The sequence below is a fragment of the Pantoea sp. CFSAN033090 genome (genome assembly GCF_001264395.1).
GTDB lineage: Bacteria > Pseudomonadota > Gammaproteobacteria > Enterobacterales > Enterobacteriaceae > Pantoea > Pantoea agglomerans.
The window spans coordinates 26308-48472 of the sequence record NZ_LGYX01000014.1 but is presented as its reverse complement, the minus strand read 5'-3'; the positions used below and the strand labels follow the sequence as shown (position 1 = coordinate 48472).

The 22165-nt window shown below is 49.7% G+C and carries 19 protein-coding genes, 1 other RNA gene and 3 pseudogenes; 18 read left to right on the top strand and 5 right to left on the bottom strand.

Going from position 1 to position 22165, the window contains the following annotated elements; translation table 11 throughout:
• The first annotated feature begins 92 nt into the window (after positions 1–92).
• On the top strand, positions 93–440 hold the full coding sequence (bamE, locus tag AFL22_RS14055; protein WP_010672176.1) for an outer membrane protein assembly factor BamE: 348 nt from the start codon (positions 93–95) through the stop codon (positions 438–440).
• Positions 441–535: 95 nt separating this feature from the next.
• Here the strand turns inward: bamE and AFL22_RS14050 are convergent, their stop codons facing one another.
• Together AFL22_RS14050 and AFL22_RS14045 are read right to left on the bottom strand one after the other, a co-directional pair.
• Entirely contained in the window at positions 536–829 is a 294-nt protein-coding gene (locus AFL22_RS14050; protein ID WP_010257690.1) for an RnfH family protein, read from the bottom strand.
• Positions 822–1256: a type II toxin-antitoxin system RatA family toxin gene (locus tag AFL22_RS14045; protein WP_052271647.1), complete on the bottom strand. Its 435-nt coding sequence runs from the start codon at positions 1254–1256 to the stop codon at positions 822–824. The genes AFL22_RS14050 and AFL22_RS14045 overlap by 8 nt, the downstream gene beginning before the upstream one ends.
• Before the next feature lie 158 nt (positions 1257–1414).
• Here AFL22_RS14045 and smpB point away from each other — a divergent pair, with 158 nt between their 5' ends.
• The 5 genes and pseudogenes from smpB to AFL22_RS14025 all read left to right on the top strand — a co-directional run bounded on the left by smpB (position 1415) and on the right by AFL22_RS14025 (position 7246).
• Positions 1415–1897 carry an SsrA-binding protein SmpB gene (gene smpB, locus AFL22_RS14040; protein WP_010257694.1) on the top strand — a complete coding sequence of 161 codons (483 nt, stop codon included), beginning with the start codon at positions 1415–1417 and terminating at the stop codon, positions 1895–1897.
• 43 nt (positions 1898–1940) lie between these two features.
• Positions 1941–2302: a transfer-messenger RNA gene (ssrA, locus tag AFL22_RS23480) on the top strand.
• A 179-nt stretch (positions 2303–2481) separates the two neighbouring features.
• Positions 2482–3622, top strand: a pseudogene (locus AFL22_RS14035) (integrase domain-containing protein).
• Between the two features lie 59 nt (positions 3623–3681).
• Entirely contained in the window at positions 3682–6555 is a 2874-nt protein-coding gene (locus tag AFL22_RS14030; protein ID WP_052271646.1) for a reverse transcriptase domain-containing protein, read from the top strand.
• Positions 6548–7246 carry a hypothetical protein gene (locus AFL22_RS14025; RefSeq protein WP_052271645.1) on the top strand — a complete coding sequence of 233 codons (699 nt, stop codon included), beginning with the start codon at positions 6548–6550 and terminating at the stop codon, positions 7244–7246. The genes AFL22_RS14030 and AFL22_RS14025 overlap by 8 nt, the downstream gene beginning before the upstream one ends.
• A 263-nt stretch (positions 7247–7509) precedes the next feature.
• On the opposite strand, the pseudogene AFL22_RS23475 reads toward AFL22_RS14025, so the two are convergent.
• Both AFL22_RS23475 and AFL22_RS14020 read right to left on the bottom strand, forming a co-directional pair.
• Positions 7510–7761 (bottom strand): annotated as a pseudogene (locus AFL22_RS23475) (ogr/Delta-like zinc finger family protein).
• The gene (locus AFL22_RS14020; RefSeq protein ID WP_241773188.1) at positions 7758–8069 is read right to left on the bottom strand and encodes a hypothetical protein; all 312 of its coding nucleotides are present in this window, start codon (positions 8067–8069) and stop codon (positions 7758–7760) included. Before AFL22_RS14020 ends, AFL22_RS23475 begins: the two are co-directional and overlap by 4 nt.
• A gap of 16 nt (positions 8070–8085) precedes the next feature.
• Between AFL22_RS14020 and AFL22_RS14015 the strand changes: the two are divergent.
• From AFL22_RS14015 to AFL22_RS13985, 7 genes and pseudogenes are all read left to right on the top strand, one after another.
• A pseudogene (locus AFL22_RS14015) lies at positions 8086–8462 on the top strand (DUF5906 domain-containing protein); the annotation flags it as partial.
• Between the two features lie 149 nt (positions 8463–8611).
• On the top strand, positions 8612–9091 hold the full coding sequence (locus AFL22_RS14010) for a hypothetical protein (protein ID WP_156311598.1): 480 nt from the start codon (positions 8612–8614) through the stop codon (positions 9089–9091).
• 657 nt (positions 9092–9748) lie between these two features.
• Positions 9749–10579 carry an RNase A-like domain-containing protein gene (locus tag AFL22_RS14005; RefSeq protein ID WP_052271642.1) on the top strand — a complete coding sequence of 277 codons (831 nt, stop codon included), beginning with the start codon at positions 9749–9751 and terminating at the stop codon, positions 10577–10579.
• A 3-nt stretch (positions 10580–10582) separates the two neighbouring features.
• A complete protein-coding gene (locus tag AFL22_RS14000) occupies positions 10583–10885 on the top strand; it encodes a contact-dependent growth inhibition system immunity protein (protein WP_010672164.1) in 303 nt (100 codons plus the stop codon).
• Between the two features lie 287 nt (positions 10886–11172).
• Positions 11173–11418, top strand: a complete 246-nt coding sequence (locus tag AFL22_RS13995) for a YmjA family protein (protein WP_010672163.1) — start codon at positions 11173–11175, stop codon at positions 11416–11418.
• Between the two features lie 343 nt (positions 11419–11761).
• Positions 11762–12250, top strand: coding sequence for a cold shock domain-containing protein (locus tag AFL22_RS13990; RefSeq protein WP_052271641.1), 489 nt, complete (start codon positions 11762–11764; stop codon positions 12248–12250).
• 326 nt (positions 12251–12576) lie between these two features.
• On the top strand, positions 12577–13431 hold the full coding sequence (locus AFL22_RS13985; protein ID WP_010257738.1) for a PA4780 family RIO1-like protein kinase: 855 nt from the start codon (positions 12577–12579) through the stop codon (positions 13429–13431).
• Between the two features lie 164 nt (positions 13432–13595).
• On the opposite strand, the gene mgtA is transcribed toward AFL22_RS13985, so the two are convergent.
• The gene (gene mgtA / locus AFL22_RS13980; protein WP_052271640.1) at positions 13596–16298 is read right to left on the bottom strand and encodes a magnesium-translocating P-type ATPase; all 2703 of its coding nucleotides are present in this window, start codon (positions 16296–16298) and stop codon (positions 13596–13598) included.
• A gap of 658 nt (positions 16299–16956) precedes the next feature.
• On the opposite strand from mgtA, the gene AFL22_RS13975 reads away from it, so the two are divergent.
• Genes AFL22_RS13975 through AFL22_RS13955 form a run of 5 tightly spaced genes read left to right on the top strand, consistent with a single transcriptional unit; the run spans position 16957 to position 21921 of the window.
• The gene (locus AFL22_RS13975; protein ID WP_010257743.1) at positions 16957–18525 is read left to right on the top strand and encodes an ABC transporter substrate-binding protein; all 1569 of its coding nucleotides are present in this window, start codon (positions 16957–16959) and stop codon (positions 18523–18525) included.
• A complete protein-coding gene (locus AFL22_RS13970) occupies positions 18525–19577 on the top strand; it encodes an ABC transporter permease (protein ID WP_010257745.1) in 1053 nt (350 codons plus the stop codon). The genes AFL22_RS13975 and AFL22_RS13970 overlap by 1 nt, the downstream gene beginning before the upstream one ends.
• Positions 19574–20431 (top strand): ABC transporter permease, encoded by an 858-nt coding sequence (locus AFL22_RS13965; RefSeq protein ID WP_010257750.1) that lies wholly within the window; start codon positions 19574–19576, stop codon positions 20429–20431. The genes AFL22_RS13970 and AFL22_RS13965 overlap by 4 nt, the downstream gene beginning before the upstream one ends.
• Positions 20421–21251, top strand: coding sequence for an ABC transporter ATP-binding protein (locus AFL22_RS13960; RefSeq protein ID WP_031594057.1), 831 nt, complete (start codon positions 20421–20423; stop codon positions 21249–21251). The genes AFL22_RS13965 and AFL22_RS13960 overlap by 11 nt, the downstream gene beginning before the upstream one ends.
• Complete coding sequence (locus AFL22_RS13955) at positions 21244–21921, top strand: ABC transporter ATP-binding protein (protein ID WP_010257754.1); 678 nt, start codon at positions 21244–21246, stop codon at positions 21919–21921. The genes AFL22_RS13960 and AFL22_RS13955 overlap by 8 nt, the downstream gene beginning before the upstream one ends.
• Positions 21922–22165: the final 244 nt, after the last annotated feature.

Sequence of the window (22165 nt, the reverse complement as noted above, 5' to 3'; positions counted from 1 at the left end):
AAGTAATAAAGCCTGCCGCAGGCAGAGTTCAGATTTTGATGGCAAGAAAACCGCCTGTAAAAGGCGTTTGGCCCCGGAAAAGGAATGTATAGATGCGCTGTAAAACGCTGACTGCCGCGGCAGTAGTAATGTTGATGATGACCGCCGGATGTTCCACCTTAGAGCGCGTGGTCTATCGTCCTGATATCAACCAGGGTAACTATCTGGTAGCTAACGACGTAGCCAAGATCCATACCGGTATGACACAGCAACAGGTGGCTTACACCCTCGGTACGCCGATGATGAAAGACCCGTTTGGCAGCAACGTATGGTATTACGTGTTCCGTCAGGAGCCAGGTCATGAGCGCGTGAAACAGCAGACGCTGACGCTGAACTTTGATGGCAACGGTGTTCTGACTAACATCGACAATAAGCAGAATCTGGCCAGAAACAGCGACTGATTGAACGTAAGACCGTTTAAACAACAGACAGCAAAAAGGCGCACTGAGCGCCTTTTTTTATGCCCGCTATCCACTGAGCCTGACAGGATAGCGACTTATTTTTTGCTTTCTGCCGCTCGCTCTGCGCGCTGACGGCGCAGCTCTTTGGGATCGGCAATCAGCGGACGATAGATCTCAATACGATCGCCCTCATTAACCTCATCACCCAGCTTCACTGGCCGACTGTAGATGCCGACTTTGTTACTGGTGAGGTCAATCTCCCGACGCAGTTCCAGTAGTCCTGACTTTTGGATGGCCTGCTCTACCGTACTGCCCTGCTCCACTTTCACGTAAAGCTGATACTGTTTTTCAGGTAAGGCGTAGACCACCTCAACGGAGATCTCAGGCACTGTAGACCTCTTTGGCACGCTGAGTGAAAGCCTGCACCATGCTGTTGGCAAGCTCTTTGAAGATACGTCCAAAGGCCATCTCTACCAGCATGTTGGTGAATTCAAACTCCAGGCTTAATTCAACCTTGCAGGCGTCATCGCCCAGCGAGACGAACTTCCAGCCGCCGGTCAGCTTGCGGAACGGTCCATCAACCAGTTGCATATGGATGCTCTGGTTATCTGTCAGGGTATTGCGGGTGGTAAATGTCTTGCTGATGCCCGCTTTCGACACATCCACGGACGCAATCATCTGATTATCTGACGCATCCAGCACGCGGCTTCCGGTGCAACCCGGCAGGAATTGCGGATAGGCATCCACATCATTTACAAGTTTGTACATCTGCCCGGCACTAAACGGGACCAGCGCCGAACGACTAATCTGAGCCATAATGGTTCCTGTTCATCACGAAACCGCTGAATAATAGCATTTTCAGCGATTAAACAAAAATGTCCCCGAGTGAGGGTGTGCTAGAATATCCCGTTTCCTGCCGCCCCGCTGGACTGGGGATGCGATAACCGACTAAGTGATGTAAAATACGCCGCACTATGACAAAGAAAAAAGCACACAAACCCGGTTCTGCCACTGTTGCCATGAACAAACGCGCCCGTCACGAGTACTTCATTGAAGAGGAGTACGAAGCGGGATTGTCGTTACAAGGATGGGAAGTTAAGTCACTTCGTGCTGGTAAAGCCAACATCAGCGACAGCTATATTCTGCTGCGCGATGGCGAAGCCTTTCTGTTCGGTTCAACCTTTCAACCCTTAGCCGTTGCTTCCAGTCACGTGGTCTGTGACCCGACGCGCAGCCGTAAGCTGCTGCTGAAGCAACGTGAACTCGACTCCCTGTATGGCCGCGTCAACCGCGAAGGCTACACCATCGTGGCGCTGTCGCTGTACTGGAAGAACGCCTGGTGCAAACTGAAGATTGGTGTTGCACGCGGTAAAAAAGAGCACGACAAGCGCGATGATATCAAAGACCGCGAATGGCAATTAGACAAAGCACGTATCATGAAGAATTCAAAGCGTTAAGCACTGGATTTTGACTTGTTTTGTTGTTAGTATTTGAGGTTCTGGGGCTGATTCTGGACTCGACGGGATTGTGAAGCCTTAGGAGCATGCCGAGGGGCGGTTTGCCTCGTAAAAAGCCGCAAAAAAATAGTCGCAAACGACGAAAACTACGCACTAGCAGCTTAATAACCTGCTTAGAGCCTTCTCTCCCTAGCTTCCGCTCTTAAGACGGGGATCAAGAGAAGTCAAACCCAAAAGAGATCGCGTGGATGCCTTGCCTGGGGTTGAAGCGTTAAATCCAATCAGGCTAGTCTGTTAGTGGCGTGTCTGTTCGCAGCTAACCGGCGAATGTAAAAACTGACTAAGCATGTAGTGCCGACGGTGTAGTAATTTCGGACGCGGGTTCAACTCCCGCCAGCTCCACCAAATTCTTGGTTGATGGTTACCAGAACCATCATCGAAGTCCTAAGAGCCCGCAAGGTGAAAGCTTTGCGGGTTTTTTTGTGTTTGTGATCTTCCGAAGAGATCCAGCCAAATCCAGTGATTATTGGTATACGGTAATATGCATCCTAAAATGTATACCAATTCACGCAGGAACACCCAGTATGGCAAGAAAAACGCGCCCTTTAACCAACACTGAAGTGCTTCGCTCAAAAGCCAATAACAAAGATATAACCCTGCATGATGCCGACGGGGTTTTTATGGTTGTAAAACCACAGGCTAGAAGCTCTAGCGTTTTCGCTACCAGAGGCCAAATAGCAGTCGTCGCACAAATCTAAGTCTTGGTTCCTACTCTACTTTAAGACTCGCTGCCGCACGTCAGATGCGTGACCAATATCTGTCGCTGTTTGCTCAAGGAATCGATCCACAACAGCAATAGGAAGAAGGCTCCGAGCAACGCCAAATCGAGTTAGATAGCATTTTCTCTGTAGTTGCTAGAAATTGGTTTCAGCTAAAAAGCAAAAGCGTTACAGTGGATTATGCGAAGGATATTTGGCGATCCTTGGAGAAAGACATTTTCCCTGTAATTGGCGAGATACCAGTGCAAGCAATTAAAGCTAGAACATTTGTTGAAGCATTGGAGCCAATCAAGGCCCGTGGGGCACTTGAAACCGTCAGACGATTAGCGCAACGGATCAATGAAATAATGATTTTGCCGTAAAAACTGGTTTAACGAACATGAACCCTGCCTCTGGAATTGGTATGACATTTGAAAAACCATCGAAAAAGCATATGCCGACGCTAAGGCCGGAAGATGTTTTTAAATTCATGCAAAGTATGTACATGTGGAACTTGTCGGTGGTGACTCGCTGTCTTATAGAATGGCAACTGTTAACTTTAGTGCGTCCCTTGGAGGCATCTGGAACTAAATGGGACGAGATTAACTTCGAACTTAGCTTGTGGGAAATCCCAGCAGCCAGAAGGAAGGCTAAACGTGAACATTTAGTACCTCTATCCCCTCAATCAATTGAAACACTGAGAGTTATGGAGAAAATTAGTAGAAACCGAGAATATGTTTTTCCAAATAGAAATGACCCACTAAATCCAATGAATAGTCATACTGCCAACGCAGCTTTTAAAAGAATAGGCTATAACGGGAAACTAGTGGCTCATGGACTACGTTCAATCGCTAGTACAACAATCAATGAAGCTGAGTTTAATTCATATGTGATTGAGTCAGCTTTAGCTCACATAGATAAACATGAAGTTCGACGTGCGTATAATAGGTCAATTTACTTTGACTAACGAGTTACCCTAATGAATTGGTGGGGTATTTTTGTGAAAGAAAACATGGATAATCGAAAATGATAACCAAAGAACTTGTACTTACCGCTTTTAACTCTCTTAAAAATTATGCTTACTATGAAAATCTTAATTTCTTCTTAAAAGCTGAAGTTGCATTATTTGAAAATAGAGACTTTGATAATTGCATTCAGTTAATAACGGATTATTTAATTGAGCCAAAAGAAGACGTTTTTCAACATTGGCTTGAAGGCATAAGAGTAGAGATCTTACCAAAAAAAATAACCAGCCCTCTTGATGTAAAACAAAATGACAAATCTTTATTCTTAAATAATAAAAAAACAGCTGAACACTACACTATAAATTCCGTCAATTACTTAATTTCAGCACCAATTGAGATATATATTATAGAAACTCTTTGGTCAATAATTGTAGGATCGATGCTTGATGAAGAAATGACAGATTCCAGTTATGGAAATCGAGTATCAGAATTCATTATTGAATTAAGAAAAAAACTCAGTTTTGAACGAGTTAATAACGCCAAAAACATATTCAGTATATATATTGAAAATTATAACAAATGGCGTGATCGGGCAATCGAAAAAGCAATACAAGAAGTCGAAGAAAATGATAAAGATGTAGCAATCCTTTCACTTGATCTAAAAGGGTTTTATTATAACATTAAAATTGACTTTTCAAAAATATCCAAGTTCATTGATAAAAGTCAAGTTAATGAGCTTTTAGAATTGTCTCACTTCCTAAATAATAAGCTTGAAGAAATTCATGATAAATACAACTCAATTATTTCTGATGACTTATCAATCACACATCCTCATTTAGAACATGGAGGTATACCCATTGGATTTACTTCTTCTGCAATTCTTGCAAATTGGCACATGATTAATTTTGATGAGGATATATTAAAGCTGTTAAAGCCTTCATATTATGGTCGTTATGTCGACGATATTCTGTTCGTATTCACATCTCCTGAAATAGGAGAAGATAATTATGGGAATGAAGTATCTCATTTCATCAAAGAGACACTTAGTGATTTCATTGAGAAAAACAACCATGATAGCAATGAATTAAATTTAACAGAAAAATATCATTCATTGCCAATTCAGAAAGACAAATTAATATTTCACTTCTTTAGTAAAGAGCACAGCCTTGCGGGACTTAAAGTATTTAAACAGGAAATAGAGAATAGAAGCAGCGCATTCAGATTCCTTCCTGATGAACACATTACAAGTGAACTAGACAGATTTGCCTATGATATCATGTATGATGGTTCTGCAAACAAGTTCAGAAGCATTGTAGGAATGGCTGAAAATGAAACCGAGCTGTCAAAGTATTTGTCGTCTCATATTATAGCTCATCGTTTGTGCAAGACACCGTCTGATGAAAATACACTTGAACAAATCAGCCTTTTTTTCAAAGGTGAAAATGCTCTTCGTTTTAGCAGGCTATGGGAAAAAGTTTTATCCTATACTCTTATAACAAAAAAATATGAGTTTACCGTTTCATTTTATAATTACATAAAGAAAACAATATCTAAAGCAAAATGGAATAATGGGGACGAAAATTTAACGCTTAAACTTCAAGATGCTTTACATAATTACATCGATATTTCTCTTTCGCTTAATTTAGCTCTATTAGACCAAAAATTATTATTCAAAAAGAAGAAAACTAAAGACATTAACTTATCGTGCATAGCAAATATAGCTGAAGAAAACCAAATTATTGGGAATTTAGTTAAGCAATTTAGATATAGTAACTTAATTAGGCATAACCTTGTATCTTGGCCTTTAGCAAATTACACCAGCTATACTGGAGATCTGACTGATGAAGTTGCTTTTTTAAAAATAGGAAAGCTTAAGTTAAGCAAACGAAAAAAAAGGACATCACCTAGATACATTAACCATGATGAATATCAGCTATTCCATTTGATTGATGCAATCAACACCAACACTCTAAGTGTTTTCACTGAGCAAAACAGCTATCACAAAAATAACTGTGAGGTCAAGCCATTCAAAAAAAAACCAGCAATAAAGATTAAAGTTAAAAGCCCAGAAAAATCTAAAAAAATAAAAATAGCCTTGGCAAACATTAAAGTTGATAGATCCTCAATAGAAGATGCATGTCGTGAAGACCGTAATCCAAACCTTAGCTATGAAAGACAAAAAAATCTTTACAAAGTACTGAACTCTGCGAATGAAGAAGATGCGGACATTTTACTACTTCCTGAGCTTTCAATACCTGTATCATGGCTTCCTTTCATGGCGGCTCATTCCAGAAGAAAGCAAATAGCTTTGATATTTGGATTAGAGCACTGGGTCATTAATGGAATCGCCTATAATATTATAGTTGAATGTTTACCATACACCTCAGAGAATAAATTCAAATCCAGCCTTCTCGTTTTCAGAATTAAGAATCATTATGCTCCTGGTGAAATTGATATACTAAATTCATTTAGGCTCGGCATTGGCTCTCCACACGAAGAAAATCACAAGTACCACTTAATAAAATGGAAAGGCATCACCTTTGCGACTTATAATTGTTTCGAGCTAGCAAATATTAAGCACAGAGCTTTATTCCGCTCTCAAATTGATATTTTGTTCGCTTGCGTCTGGAATAAAGACACCAAGTATTATCAGCATATCACTGAATCAGCAGCCAGAGACTTGCACTGTTACGTCGCACAAGCCAATACATCTCATTACGGTGGCTCATGTGTATTACAGCCTACTAAAAGTGATATTTCTAATAAAATTTATGTGAAGGGTGGTGAAAACAATTGTATTTTGACCACTACATTAGATATCACATCTCTTCGAGAAGCCCAATATCGTTCCTCCAGAGTAATTAATGACATTATCAAACCTAACCCCCCCGGTTTTGATCACGGAAAACTTTTAAAGAGAAGCACAGATGAATAATTTTCTTGATACACTTCTTACATCTACTGTAGCTCTTGCTGCTATCGGCGCCACCTGTAAGATTTTTTTACAACACATAGACAAACGAGAACTAGAGTCTTTTAAGTTAAAAATAAAGAATGAGAGCGACAGGCTCATATTAATAAGAAACCATGAGATAGAGAAAACAAATAAAACAGCAATTGAACTAGGTCGCTGGAGCAACACATTACTTAGCGCTACAAATGGATACATCGGCAGGCTGAAATACATTAAATCCAACACGCCTGACATTAATGATGATTACTTATTAAAAAGCACTCGATTTTATATTGCTCAATACTTGTGCTGGGAGCAAATATATAGAAAAAGCAGAGACACCACTTTACTTTCGCCAGTCAACGATGAGGTATTAATTGGTGATTTAATGAAGAACATATCTATAGTTATGAGAAAGCATGATTCTAACCACCCATCACTAAGGTCTTTGGAGCAAAGTTATATTGGCGAAAAGATGATGCATGATAACAAATGCATTGGGTACTCTGAATATATGGAGTCATCTCTGACACTCGATCTTACTGTGTTAAATAAATTTTCCGATTCAATTTTAGGAAAGAATGATCTCACACTTATAGACGCCCTTATATGTCATCTAGAAAAACTACAATCTCATTTCAAGGCGGTATTAATAAAATCGCAAAACCCCTAAACTCATTATAACTCTTAATGCGCGCAATGCTATCCCCGCCACGCCTGCCTGCTTTATGCATTGCTTTTCATGCAGGTGCATTATGTAGGCCGCGCCGCGCCCTGTATGGCCTGAACTGGGGAAAGTGGTACATGATTTTGCATGCAGATCCATGCGCGCTATACATGCACGGCTCTTTATAAAGCGGCTTGCCAGAAAAAGGGCTTCAGAAAGACCCGGGACAGGCATAAAAAAGCCACTGATCGTGCAGCGGCTATGCGGGATTAATGAACTTGGCGGAATGCAGAACCATAGCGGCCCAGCGTCTGACATTCTCTTACTGGTTCCGGTGGTGCTTCCGGTACTTTTTCCGGCTGCGGCGGTGCGGTGATCACCTTTGTGATGCTCTCATTCGTCTTGAATGTGCATGAACAGTCCAGGTTAGTGCACTGGTGAGAACGCTCTTTCACCTATTCGGACATATAGCGGCTCGACTTGGTGTGCGCCGCACTTTTGCAGTATGGACAGTGCATCATTTCCGGCTGCCCTCATCAAGCTTTGCACGCTGCGTCCGGATTAGTTCAGCCTGCTTATGGCGGCGCATGGGCTGACAATAAAGCTCCATATCGACTCCCGTCAGTGCCGGTCGATGCAGGCCGATATTCTCCAGCAGCGGAGCCTCATTTAGTATGCTGTCCGGCAGAACCACAGCCGCCCGCGTCAGCGCTTCAACAACCAGATAAGCTACATCTTTAATCCGGTCCCGGTCGTCACCAGCAAAGGTCGGTGACAGTTCTTCACGGCGGATACTCAGCTTAATTGCCCACAACAGCGACGGACTCACGTTAAGCAGGGCTGCCGGCCTCGGCGGCAGCGGCAAGAGCTTGATAGCCTCAATAGACACCCTGCAGGCTGGATAAGATAAGACAACACCACGACAGCTGCCATTGACACGCTGACATCATCCCGCGAGCGCGCTAGGGTGGTGGTCTTCTCGCTGATTATTTTGTCTGACCAGGAGAAATGGAGAGGCGATGGCGCAGGCATCAAGGCGGTTACTGACGGTGATGCGGTGACAATCGACCCGAAATACCGTGACTTCTACTCAACACACATCCCGGCGGTGATTCTGGCGGTAAACAACAATCCGGTGCGCTTCAGCGATCATAGCGGTGGCCTTTCGCGCAATCGGGTGATCTTAAAGCTCCCGGAAGTCATACCAGCAAAAGAGCGAGACCACGCATGACAACAAGCTCAGCTTAGAGCAAGAAGCATACATAACGTTATCTTTAATGTACTTCGTAGATTAGTAATTAAACTATTTCTCATGCATGCCGATACTGATCGAGAAAAAATAAATTTTGATTTTAAAAAAGGAAATTTGAGTTGAAAAAAACTACAGGAATCGCTGTTTTATGTCTGGCGCTGTTGGGATGCAGCTCTGTACCTTCAGAAAACAGAACGCTTTACCTGAAAACGGAAATGCAATCATCAGTTTCAGGACAAAATGGTGCAACCGTGACAGCAGATAACTTTCTGAAAAAAGAAAAAACTCGCAACTTTGTACTGTATGCACTCCGTCCATTGCCTGGAAAAAAATTCAGCTCCGAGCTGGAAAGAAAATTTATAGCAGTGACGATGTATATCGATTTGTCCCCTGGTACAATAAAAAGAACTGCCGAGGTTAGTGGTGAGATAAATTACTATGATCATGAGCGATATGAAAATGCTCGCCTGGTAGGAGACAGTGTCAAAACAATACCTTTTGCACACCAGACTGTTTCGTTGACACTCAACAAGCCAGTATCAATTGTACTACCGCAGCATATTCATTACTCCATCATGTTGACGGACAGTCAACCTTAAACATGGCCATATTGTCATTACAAATGTGTAATTCCCTCACATCAACCGGCTTATGCCGGTTTTTAAATCTGTACAAAGTGATTACCCTTAGTGCACACTTGTATACACCCAGCCTTAAATCCTTTACTACCTAATCGTTTAGATTTAATAAGCAAAAAAATACTGAATAGTGTGAACATTTATTCCTAAAACCATTTTATTTTGATTATAGGCTGGCTGTTGATTATCCTAGCAAAGCCGTTCCGGGGTATGTGATCCAATAATAGGTACACTTTTAGGCACTCGAAAAAAGTTTAATCAAAAAAACCTGTTATTACATTAGGTTGTAAAACCTATTCAGATTCCGCCAGCAAATTCGCAAGATAAAAATCTTGCGGCCTTTCCTGTGTCTGCGATCTTCCTTAAAACATACCTCCTGACTGACGCAATGCCCACTTCATCGTCTGACTAACTTCATAAACTAATAAAACCAGCTTGCACTTGCTATATGAGTTAATCCCTATAGTTAGTGACCTAAGTATATTATTTTAAAAATAAATAATGAATAATTCAGATAACGAAGCTTTAAAGAAACAGTATTTATTTAAGGTAGATATGAGCAAGGTACATACCTGCCTGGTTTAAAAAGGATGTCGTTCACACAGATGGAGTTGAATCATGGATGATGAGTTAAAAATTGTATTGTCTCCTGTGCAGCTGGCTGCTGCCCTTTCTGACAAGTCAGTCACCGAATCTGAGACAATGTCTAACCGTCTTATGGGCGGGCTGGGGCTGGTAATGGGAACGCTGGAGCTTGCCGGGGCAACTGCGCTTTGTATGGCACCCGAGCCTACAGGCTTAACAAAGGCGGCCTGCATCGTTGTTGGCGCGCACAGCATGGACAGTATCAATACCGCAGCAAATCAGGTTCTGAGCGGCAAGAATGTTCGTAGTGCAACATATCGGGCCGCCATTGAGATGGCAAAACAGTTTGGCGCTGATGAAGATACCGCCTGGAAGGTAGGTTTGACCTTCGATGTTGCTGTACCTGTTGCTCTTTCTCTGGGGGCAGGAGCGGCGAGAATTGCAGCCATTCGCACAGGACGCATCAAACTTATTCAACATGAATCAGTAACTGGTCATACGCCCGGAGGCCATGCAATTTTAAAGCATATTGGTAAAACCCAGCATGAATTAGCAGCCCGGTTAAAAAGCACAGAAAATATGGCTCGCCCGCCAAATGCCATTAGTTCTTTCACCAATATAGATCTGGCCGAAAAATCAGTATCCGATGCCATAAAGGTAAATAAAGAGTGGATAAAGATTTGGGCGGCAAGCAGACCAGGGCATAATTTAAATATCAAATATGACACCGGGAAAGTCATTGGTTATTCCCTGTTCAGGGGTAGTCAAAAACTGACTCCGGCAACGAAAGTCAAAGTTGTTCTTAAATATGAATTGTACAACGGCAAGCCTTACTATATTCTGACTGCATTCCCGGAGGTTTAAATTATGTTACTAACTACTAATATAGATATTCTGATTGAAGGGACATTAAATCAGGACTTTGACTTTATTACAGGTGCTGACACCATTGATGAAGCTATTGATATTTATACAGCTGAATTAACACTCCAGGATCGTGAAGATCTAAAAAAAGAAGTGATGAACTTTCTGACATATGATGATGAAATGATAAAATCAGAGTTCAGAGACAGGTATATTAACGCCTTTGCACCGGAAGATGGTAAAGGGTTGCTTCTGCGAATACTCGAAAGCATCAACAAGCATAGTGACCATGGCAATCCCTTATAAACGAGCATCGGTGTTCGATGGAGGGTTACCAGAACTTCGTCGAACTCCTTAAAGCCCGCGAGATAAACGTACTGCGGGCTTTTTTTGTCTGTGCAGCCCTGCGGCCTTCCGTGCGAATGCGCTTCAGGCATGTCTATCAAGATTTTCTGCAACGTCATTACTATACTTCCTTCCGCCTCCCCACTCCCCCTTTACAGCCCCAACCCAAACACGAAATAATACCCCTTTACGCCGGGCCACAATGCCCTGCCAACGCTTAAACCCAAACTCAACTCTGCGGACACCCTATGAATAACGAAATCTCTCTCAAATACTATGATGTCGCAGATGAGTATGCGACGGAGTCCGCTAAGCCGGTGAGCGAAGCTGAACGTACCCCGCTGGCGCATTACTTCCAGCTGCTGATCACCCGTCTGATGAACAACGAAGAGATCAGTGAAGAGTCGCAGCAGGATATGGCGCGTGAAGCGGGTATCGATGAGCAGCGTATTGATGAAATTGCCGAGTTCCTGAACCGCTGGGGCAACGAGTAACAGACACTCACCGGCAGACGAGCTTTGCGCAGTTCGCCGGTTAATCAGCCTGACTCAACAATCTGATTCGACACAGCGCCGGTATCCCCGCAACAACGCCCAGTGCTGACAGCCACGTATCTCACGTGGCTGATGTCCGTTCCCGGCTCTACCGACCCATCACTTCGTTTTTATCTGCCGCTACACACACTCCATCACACTCGCCTTCATCCGCCACAAAGCACCCTTCCGCCGCTCACCCTCTGGCGCACCTGAAAATTATCATCCAGACTTATATAGTCTGCGCAGGCATTGTGTTTTACACTGCGCGCTGTAAAAAACTGAGTAGATTAAGCAGGCAAAAATGGCGATGAACGGAACGATCACAACCTGGTTTGAAGATAAAGGTTTTGGCTTTATCAAAGATGAAAACGGTGATAACCGCTATTTTCATGTGATTAAGGTCGCCAATCCTGATCTGATCAAAAAAGATGCGGCGGTGACGTTTGAACCCACCACCAACAACAAGGGCTTATCCGCCTATGCGGTGAAGGTCGCGCCGACCAGCAAATACATCTATATCGCAGGCGAGCGGCTCAAGATCACCTCGATTAAGTCTTATCTGGTCTACAACGAAGAAGTCCCGGTCGATGCCGGTGTCGATAAAGAGAACGCGGTGTTGTCAGTGGGACTGCTGCTGAATAATATCCGGCCGAAAACTGCCCCGAACGCCAATGAGATGCGCTCGCTGAAAAAGCTGGCGGTCGCCACCTTCCAGGGTACGACACTGATCTTCTCTGAAGATGAGATCGACATTGAAAGCACGGTTAAAGTGCTTAAAGGCCTGAAGTAATCCCGAATGCGGGCCGAAATTCTGTTGGCAGGATTTCGGCCTTCAGCCTCCCGCCAGCCTGCTATTCAGGCACATTTCTCTGACACGAAATCCCCGCCCACAGGGCTGATACATAACAAAGCGTTGCTCTGGCGGATAAAACCGTCCTGCTCTCCCCTCTAATCCATTGTTTATGATAAAACAAAGGTCAAAAGCGCAGCTCATCAAGGTTCATCCCCACAAAGCGACTTTCCAGGGTAGAATTAGAAACTTTGTTCAGTCATTGCCAATGTTTTCCATCATCGCAAAGTGATACGAAAAGCGGGTGAAATAAGGTATAAAGCCGCATGAAAATCCCAAACAGAATCCAGCCCCTGGTCGATGACGGCCTGATTGACGATGTCCTGCAGCGGCTGAAAAGCGGCAAAGAAGCGGACGTCTATACCGTGCTATGCGGCGGCAAGGTGCAGTGCGCCAAAGTCTATAAAGAAGCGACCCAGCGCAGCTTCAAGCAGGCGGTGCAGTATCAGGAAGGTCGTAAAACCCGCAATAGTCGCAACGCGCGCGCCATGCAGAAAGGCACAAAGTTCGGCCGTAAGCAGCAGGAAGAGTCCTGGCAGACCGCCGAAGTAGATGCCCTGTTCCGCCTGGCGAATGCCGGTGTTCGCGTGCCGCAGCCTTATCTCTGCATCGACGGTGTGTTACTGATGGAGCTGGTGACCGATGCCAATGGCTCGGTCGCGCCACGTCTCAGCGATGTCTCTCTGTCTGAAGAGCAGGCGGTGACGGATTTCCACACCATGATCCGCAACATCGTCCGTATGCTCTGTGCCGGTATCGTTCACGGTGACTTATCCGAGTTCAACGTACTGCTGGATGACCAGGGCCCGGTGATTATCGACCTGCCACAGGCAGTTGATGCGGCGGCCAATAACCATGCCGAGTCGATGTTTGAACGTGACGTGGACAATATCACCTCTTACTACGGTCAGTTCGCTCCGCAGCTGCTGAAGACGCGCTACGCCAAAGAGATCTGGCTGCTCTATGAAGATGGCAAGCTGACGCCGGAAACACCGCTTACCGGGAAGTTTGTGGAAGAGGAGCGCGTAGTCGATATGGATTCTCTGATGGATGAGATCATCACCGCAGAAGATGAATATTACGAGCGCCAGCGCGCCAGCCGTGAGCGCGACGAAGAGTAACTGCATCAATAAAAAAAGGCAGCGAGTCGCCTCGCTGCCTCTCACTTACCGCACTATCACAACGCCATCACCGCACGATGACCGTCAGCGCAATCAGAGTTAAGCCGATGATCATCACGCCGACAAAGACCTTATCGAGCCTGCTTTTTTTCATCTTCTCCTCCCTAGAACCACTGACCAAAGCGACGGATGTAGAAACGCTTCATGCCCTGCGCCACCAGGCAGTAGCTGAATAGCGTCAGCACCAGCCACGGGAAATATTGCCATGGCAGTGGCACCAGACCGACCATCGCACCCAGCGGTGAGAACGGGATCAGGATGCCCAGCGCCATCACCGCCAGCGTAGTCAGCATGACCGGTAAGGTGGCGCGGCTCTGAATAAACGGAATCTTCCGGGTACGCAGCATATGCACCACCAGCGTCTGTGACAGCAGCCCCTCAATAAACCAGCCGGACTGGAACAGCGACTGCACGCCTGCATGGTTAGCGCCGAAAACAAACCACATCAATGCAAAGGTGGTGACGTCAAAAATTGACGAAGTCGGACCCATCCACAGCATGAAGCGCTTGATGTTGCCGGCATCCCATTTACGCGGCTTATTCAGAAACTCACGGTCAACCTTGTCCCACGGCAGCGCCAGCTGGGAAACGTCATACATCAGGTTCTGAATCAGCAGATGAATCGACAGCATCGGCAGAAACGGAATAAAGGCACTGGCCACCAGCAGCGAGAAAACGTTGCCGAAGTTGGAGCTGGCGGTCATGTTGAGATACTTGATGATGTTGCCAAAGGTCTCGCGTCCTTTGAGTACACCCTCATTCAGCACCTGTAAATCCTTCTCCAGCAGGATGATGTCCGATGAGGCTTTCGCCACATCCGCCGCGCTGTCCACGGAAATCCCGGTGTCGGCTGCCCGCAGCGCAGGCGCGTCGTTAATGCCATCGCCCAGGAACCCGACGGTGTGACCGTTCTGCTGCATCAGCCGCACCAGACGGGATTTCTGCAGCGGCGTCAGCTGAGCAAACAGGGTGCAGTGCTCGGCTTCCTGCGCCAGCTCATCATCGTTCATCGCCTCAATCTGATCGCCGGTCAGCATGGCCGGATCGGTCAGCCCGACATCGGCACAGACCCGCAGCGTCACCAGCGGATTGTCACCGGTCAGTACTTTCACCGTCACACCGCTGTCACGCAGGGCTTTAATCGCTTTGCCCGCGCTGGCTTTAGGCGGATCGCGGAAGGTCAGCATTCCCTGAATAATCAGATCGCGCTCATCACTGTCGCTGAGCGGCGCGTGTAGCTCGCAATCACGGGTTGCCACCAGCAGCACGCGATAGCCCTGCTGATGATAGTGTTCAGTCTGCGCCAGCAGCGCCGCACGCTGTGCCGCATCCAGTGCGACCACCGTGTCGCCCTGCCGCACGGCAATGCTCACTGCCAGCATCTCTTCCACTGCGCCTTTACAGATCAGTTGTGAACGATGCTGAGTCAGATCTTCCACCAGCACTGACACCCGACGGCGGGTAAAATCAAACGGCAGCTCATCGATCAACTGGAACTGGCTGCGCTGAGACTGTGAAATGACCTTGTCGCCCGCGCAGAGTAAGGCGCGATCCATCAGGTTTTTCGCGCCACTCTGGCTGCCGCTGTTGAGCCATGCCAGCAGCAGCACCTGTGCATCTTCGTTGCCCCGCGCATCCAGATGATGCGCCAGCAGGATGGTGTCCTGGGTCAGCGTGCCGGTTTTATCGGTGCAGAGCACATCCATCGCGCCGAGGTTCTGAATGGCGTTGAGCTTTTTAACGATCACTTTGCGACGTGACATCGCAATCGCGCCCTTAGCCAGGTTGGCGCTGACAATCATCGGCAGCATTTCCGGAGTCAGTCCGACCGCGACCGCCAGTGCAAACAGCGTGGCATCCATCCAGTCGCCTTTGGTGAAGCCGTTAATCAGCAGCACCACCGGGACCATCACCAGCATAAAGCGGATCAGCAGCTTGCTGACGCTGTTCACCCCGCGGTCAAAGGCGGTCTGCGGACGGCTTCCGGTCAGCGATGAGGCCAGTGAGCCGAACCAGGTTTCGCCGCCCGTCGCTACCACGACTGCGCTGGCTGTGCCGCTGGCCACGCTGGTGCCCATCAGGCAGATATTCGGTGATGCCAGCCGCTCCTGAGCGGTCTGACCTCCGGCATCGATACCCGCATCGCAGCTCTGTTTCTCAACCGGCAGCGACTCGCCGGTCAGTACTGCTTCACTGATAAACAGATTACGTGAACTCAGCAGGCGGACATCGGCAGGCACCTGATCGCCGGTGCTGAGCAGAATGATATCGCCCGGCACCAGTTCGCTCATATCCACATCCTGACGCTGCGCGGTTTCGCTGCCCGGCTCACGGCGCAGCACGGTGACCTGGCTGCGCACCAGTGACTTCAGTGCCTGCGCGGCACGGTTGGTGCGAAACTCCTGCCAGAAGCGCAGCAGCCCGCTCAGCATCACCATGGTGAAGATGATGATCACGCCGGAAAGATCGGTCTCCTGACCGGCGCGCAGCGGCAGAATATAGTCGGTAAACAGGCTCACCAGCGCCAGGACCAGTAATACATAGATAAACGGGTTATTAAACGCCATCAGCAGCTGAATCAGCGCAGGTGGCGCTTTCTCATGCGCCACTTCATTACGGCCATACAAAGCCAGTCGTTTCGCCGCTTCAGCCTGAGTCAGACCCTGACGCTGGCTGCGCAGGTTCGCCAGCGTCATATCAATGTGCTGGTCTGCCTGCTGCGCCACAGCAAACATTTTTTTACTTTTTTTATCATTACGGTTGCCGGATGAAGTGATCGCAACCTGTTCCAGTTTCATGTCGCTCATTTCGACATCTCCCTGATTTAAAGCAATAGTTGTCCTGCACGGGAAATAACGTGCATGGATAAAACCTGGCGTGGCCGGGTTATTTAATGGGGTGACTTTCAGAAACAGTCAGGTTATTCCTCCGGCGCGCTAAATAATGACGCACGCAGGGTTACCTGACGCCGGTTATACGCGGCGTTTTAAAAGTCTGATATCAGCGATTTGGCGCAGCCTGGGCTACGCCAGACGGGGCGGAGGAAAAAGAGCGAATATAAACAGCAGCATAACGCGCACTCCTGGTGATGACAGGATTAAAAATAAGGAGCGCGATCGTTAATTAAAGCGGGGATCGCTGCTCGCCGGTTGGCAAGCAGCAGAGGAAACTCAGCTTGCCAGAATAAAGGTTAATCTCGGGTGACTGTCCAACTGAATTCTCCTGAAGTTATCTGCCGCCATTATAAAGAGAGGCCGGCTTCGGTAAAGCAATAACGTATTGAATAACGGTTTCGTTGAGGATTTGTTTCTGCTCAGGTTGCCGCTTCGGTAACAGCGTGGCGATCTTCTTATAACCTCCAGGTAATGCTTATAACCTTTTGGCATATGATTAGCCCATATTCGACTATTCTTCGCATCGGCCCTTTCGTAAACTCGCGTAACTTTTTAGAGGCAAGGAAATTTCATGAAAACTATAATTCCATCACTGCTGGCGCTGACGCTGGCTGCCGCCTTCACAGCCCAGGCCGCAACACCAAAAGATACGCTGGTGATTGCACAATCAACTGACGACGCAGACAGCTTCGACCCGGCCAAAGGGTTTGAACTGACCAGCGTTCAGGCTTTTACGAACATCTATCAGCGCCTGGTACAGTCTGACCCGCAGAATCCGGTGGACCTGAAACCTACACTGGCCACCTCTTGGCAGCCCGGCAGCGACAACCGCAGCCTGACCTTTGAACTGCGTAAAGATGCGAAATTCTCTACCGGCAACCCGCTGCGTCCGGAAGATGTGATCTTCTCGCTGGGCCGCGTGGTGAAGCTGAACCTCGATCCCTCTTTCATCCTGACGCAGCTCGGCTGGAACAAAGATAACGTCGATGGCTTCCTGAAGAAAGTCGACGACAATCATGTGCAGATCAGCTGGACCGCCAACGTCAGCCCGACCTACGTCCTAAGCCTGCTCTCTGCCCCGGTTTCGTCCATCATTGATGAAAAAACCGCGATGGCGAACCAGAAGAACGGCGATTTCGGTAACGCCTGGCTGGCCACCCACTCGGCGGGCAGCGGCCCGTATCAGATCCGCAAAGTGGTGATGCATCAGGTGGTGCTGCTCAGCGCTAACCCGACCTCACCAGCGGGCGCGCCAAAAATGAAGAACATCCTGATCAAGAACGTGCCTGAACCCGCTGCGCGTCGTCTGCTGCTGGAACAGGGTGATGCCGATATCGCCCGTAACCTGGGTGCCGATCAGATTGCTGCACTGAACGGCAAACCGGGCGTGAAGACGGAAGCGATTCCCATGGCGTCGCTCTACTACATCCAGTTCAACATCGGCGCGAACGAGACGATGAAGAACCCGGCCTTCTGGGAAGCAGCACGCTACCTGTGGGATTACAAAGGCATCGCCAGTGAGCTGCTGAAAGGCCAGTTCGATGTGCATCAGAGCTTCCTGCCTAAGGGCTTCCTGGGCGCGATCAACGACACGCCATACAGCTACGATCCGGAAAAAGCCAAAGCGATTCTGAAGAAAGCGGGCCTGAACAACGTCACCTTCAAGCTCTCCACCAGCAACCAGCCGCCTTATCTGGATATCGCACAGGCGCTGCAGGGCAGCTTCGCCAAAGCGGGCGTGAAAGTGGAAGTGGTGCCGGGTCTGAGCTCCGAAGTGTCGACCAACGTGAAAGCGCATAAATATGAAGCGACGCTGAACGCCTGGGGCTCCGACTACTTCGATCCCAACACCAATGCCGCCTCGTTTGCTTACAACCCGGAAGATGGCAGCAAAACCATCGCCTTCCGTTCAGACTGGCACATTCCTGAGCTGAACAAGCAGGTGATTGCGGCGACGGCTGAAAGCGATCCGAAGAAACGCGTGGCATTGTATGAAGCGATGCAGCGTGAAGTGATGAAGAACTCACCGTATGTGATTGGGATGCAGGCGAAGAACCTCATCGCCCTGCGCGACAACCTGAAAGGCTATGTGCAGGGCATTAACCCTGACATGGTGTATTACTCGCAGGTCACTAAGTAATGGCACAGTCTGTTCCTTCAGCCGGGTTCGCCCGGCTTTTTTGGCAGCGTGGCGGGCGCCTGATCGGTAGCGTACTGTCGCTGCTGGTTACGCTGCTTGGCCTGCTCGCCTTTACCTTTATGCTGTCGCATCTCTCGCCGATCGATCCGGTGCAGCAGATCGCCGGCGATCACGCCAGTGAAGCGACTTATGAGCAGGTGCGTCATGACCTGGGTCTCGACCAGCCGGTGCTGATGCAGTTCTGGCGCTACGTCGAACATCTGGCGCAGGGCGATCTGGGTGTCTCCCGTCTCACTAATCAGTCGGTGAGCGGCGACCTGATGACCACCTTCCCCGCCACCATCGAGCTGGCGACCTGTGCGATGATCTTCGCGGTGGTGTTCGGCGTGACGCTGGCGCTGCTGGCCGCCTGGAAACCGGGCAGCTGGATCGATAATCTCGCCCGCTTTGTCTCGCTGCTGGGCTACTCGGTGCCGGTGTTCTGGCTCGGCCTGCTGGGCCTGCTGCTCTTCTATGCGGTGCTGCACTGGTCCGCCGGACCGGGACGGCTGGATGATATCTGGGTTTATACTCTGGAGCCGAAGACCGGCTTTGTGCTGATCGACAGCTGGCTGTCGGGTGAACCGGAGATGTTCCGCAATGCGATTGCGCACCTCTGGCTGCCAGTGGTGATCCTCGGCCTGCTGGCGATGGCGGGCATTACCCGCCTGCTGCGTGCTGCGCTGCTGGAAGAGAGCAGCAAAGAGTATGTGGTGCTGGCGCGTGCTAAAGGCGCGGGTCGGGTGCGCATCCTGCTGCGCCATATCTTCCCCAACGTGCTGGGCACGCTGGTCACGGTGATCGCCCTCTCCTACGCCACGCTGCTGGAAGGCTCGGTGCTGACAGAAACCGTCTTCGCCTGGCCAGGTGTGGGTCGCTATATGACCAATGCGCTGTTCTCCGGCGATGTGCCGGCGATTCTGGGCTCAACCCTGTTAATCGGCAGCTGCTTTATCCTGATTAACACCCTGGCGGATGTTTTAACCTGGTTAACCGATCCGAGAACCCGATGACGCAACAACTCTCTGAACTCGAAACGCTGCGACCACGCCGTCGCCGTCAACGCGTTACCTCGTTAACCGTTGGGCTGACGCTGGTGGCGATTCTTATCCTGATGGCACTGCTGGCGCCGCTGATTGCGCCGTTCGATCCGAACGTGCAGACCATGTCGAGCCGTCTGCTGGCGCCGTCGGCACAGCACTGGTTCGGCACCGACGGCTTTGGCCGCGATCTGCTGTCGCGCGTGATTTACGGCGCGCGTCCGACTCTGCTGCTGGTGTCGCTGATTCTGGTGCTGACCATTCCGGCCGGGCTGCTGATCGGCATCACCGCCGGTTACGTGGGCGGCTGGACCGAACGACTGCTGATGCGCATTACCGATATCTTTCTGTCACTGCCCAACCTGGTAATCGCGCTGGCGCTGGTGGCGATTCTCGGCCCTGGCCTGATGAACGGCGCACTGGCGCTGGCACTGACCAGCTGGCCGCCGTTTGCCCGTCAGGCACGCGCTGAAACCCTGGCACTGCGCCGCAGCGACTACCTTGCTGCCGCGCGGATGCAGGGGATTACGGGCTTTCGCCTGATGTTCGGTCATATCCTGCCGCTCTGCATGCCGACGGCGGTAGTCCGCGCTGCACTGAGCCTGGGCGGGATTATCCTGGCCGCGGCCGGGCTCGGTTTCCTCGGTATGGGCGTTCAGCCGCCGACGGCGGAATGGGGTTCGATGGTGGCCGAAGGCAGTAAAGTCATTTTTGATCAGTGGTGGGTTGCTGCTGCACCGGGCGCGGCGATTCTGTTTGCCAGCCTGGCCTTTAACCTGACAGGCGATGGCCTGCGCGACCGACTGGATACCCGTCATGCAAAATAATCTGCTCCATGCCGAGGGGCTGACCATTCGCAGCGACGATGCGCTGCTGGTCGATAACATCAGTTTTTCCGTAGGCCGCGAACGTGTGGCGCTGGTCGGTGAGTCCGGTTCCGGCAAGTCACTGACCGCCCGCAGCCTGATGGGCTTACTTTCACCTGCGCTGCATCTGCAGGCCAGCCAGCTTCAGGTGGCCGGTGAGAATGCGCTGACGCTAAGCGAGCGTCACTGGAACCAGCTGCGCGGTAACCGCGTGGCGATGGTGATGCAGGACCCGAAGTATGCCCTTAACCCGACGCGCACCATTGGCTGGCAGGTGGAAGAGCCGCTGATCCTGCATCGCCGTCTGAGCCGTGCCGAGCGTAAAGAGAAAGTGTGTGAAATGCTGGATGCGGTCGGCCTGCCCGATCCGCGTCGTCTGATGCAGCAGTATCCGCATCAGCTCTCTGGCGGCATGGGCCAGCGCGTGATGCTGGCGATCGCCCTGATTACCGATCCGGACTTCCTGATCGCCGATGAACCGACCTCCGCGCTGGATCATGCCATGCGCGATCAGGTGCTGGCACTGATCCGCGGTCTGGTGGAGGCGCGCAACATGGGCCTGCTGCTGATCAGTCATGATTTGCAGCAGGTTTCAGAACATTGCGAGCGGGTGATGGTGATGTATAAAGGCCGGTTGCTGGATACGCTGCCCGCCGCCGATCTGCCGCACGCTACCCATCCCTACACCCGTACGCTGTGGGCCTGCCGTCCGGGCAAAGCGACCCACGGACAGACTTTACCGGTGCTGGATCGTGCTGCGCTGGAGGCGAATGATGATTAAGTTGCAGGATCTAAGCGTTGCCCACAAACAGGGTTACGAGCTGCGCACCGTGGTGCATGAGGTTAACCTGGAGGTTAACGCTGGCGAGTGTTTTGGTCTGGTGGGTCCGTCAGGCTGCGGCAAGTCGTCGCTGCTGTGGGTGCTGGCGGGTCTGAACCCACACTGGCAGGGTCAGATGCAGCTTGCCGGTCACGAGGTTCAGCCGGGTAAAGCCTTCACCGGCGCGCTGCGTCAGGAAGTGCAGATGGTGTTTCAGGATCCCTATGCCTCGCTGCATCCGCGTCACCGACTGCGTCGCACGCTGGCCGAGCCGCTGAAGCTGCTGAAACGCGACAATATCAACGATCGTATCGATCAGGGCTTCCGTCACGTCGGGCTCGATCCCGCCCTGGCGGATCGCTATCCGCATCAGCTCTCCGGCGGTCAGCGTCAGCGCGTCGCCATCGTGCGCGCCCTGCTGCTGCAGCCGAAGATCCTGCTGCTGGATGAGCCGACGTCGGCGCTGGATATGTCAGTGCAGGCGGAGATCCTCAATCTGCTCAACGATCTGAAACAGCAGGATGGCCTGACCATGGTGCTGGTGAGCCACGATCCCGACGTGATCGATCACATGTGCGATCGCGCCGTGCACATGTCGCAGGGTCGCATCATCGAACAGATCTCTGCCTGAAATCAGGCCGGACGGCGTTCACATGCCGTCCGGCGCTGCTGTATCCGCTGCACCTTTCCGTAAAATCCTCTTCTTCCGCCTTTATCCTCATCCTCTCTATTGCCAGAATGGCGCGCTGTTCTCTTCCTCTGAGTCATTAGATTGCCACGCGGCGCTGTAAACCTTTACAGACTGAAGCAGGCAGCGAATGCGACAGCGCAAAACGCAGCGGCTGGCTGATGCGGTATACTCGCGACCATTATTT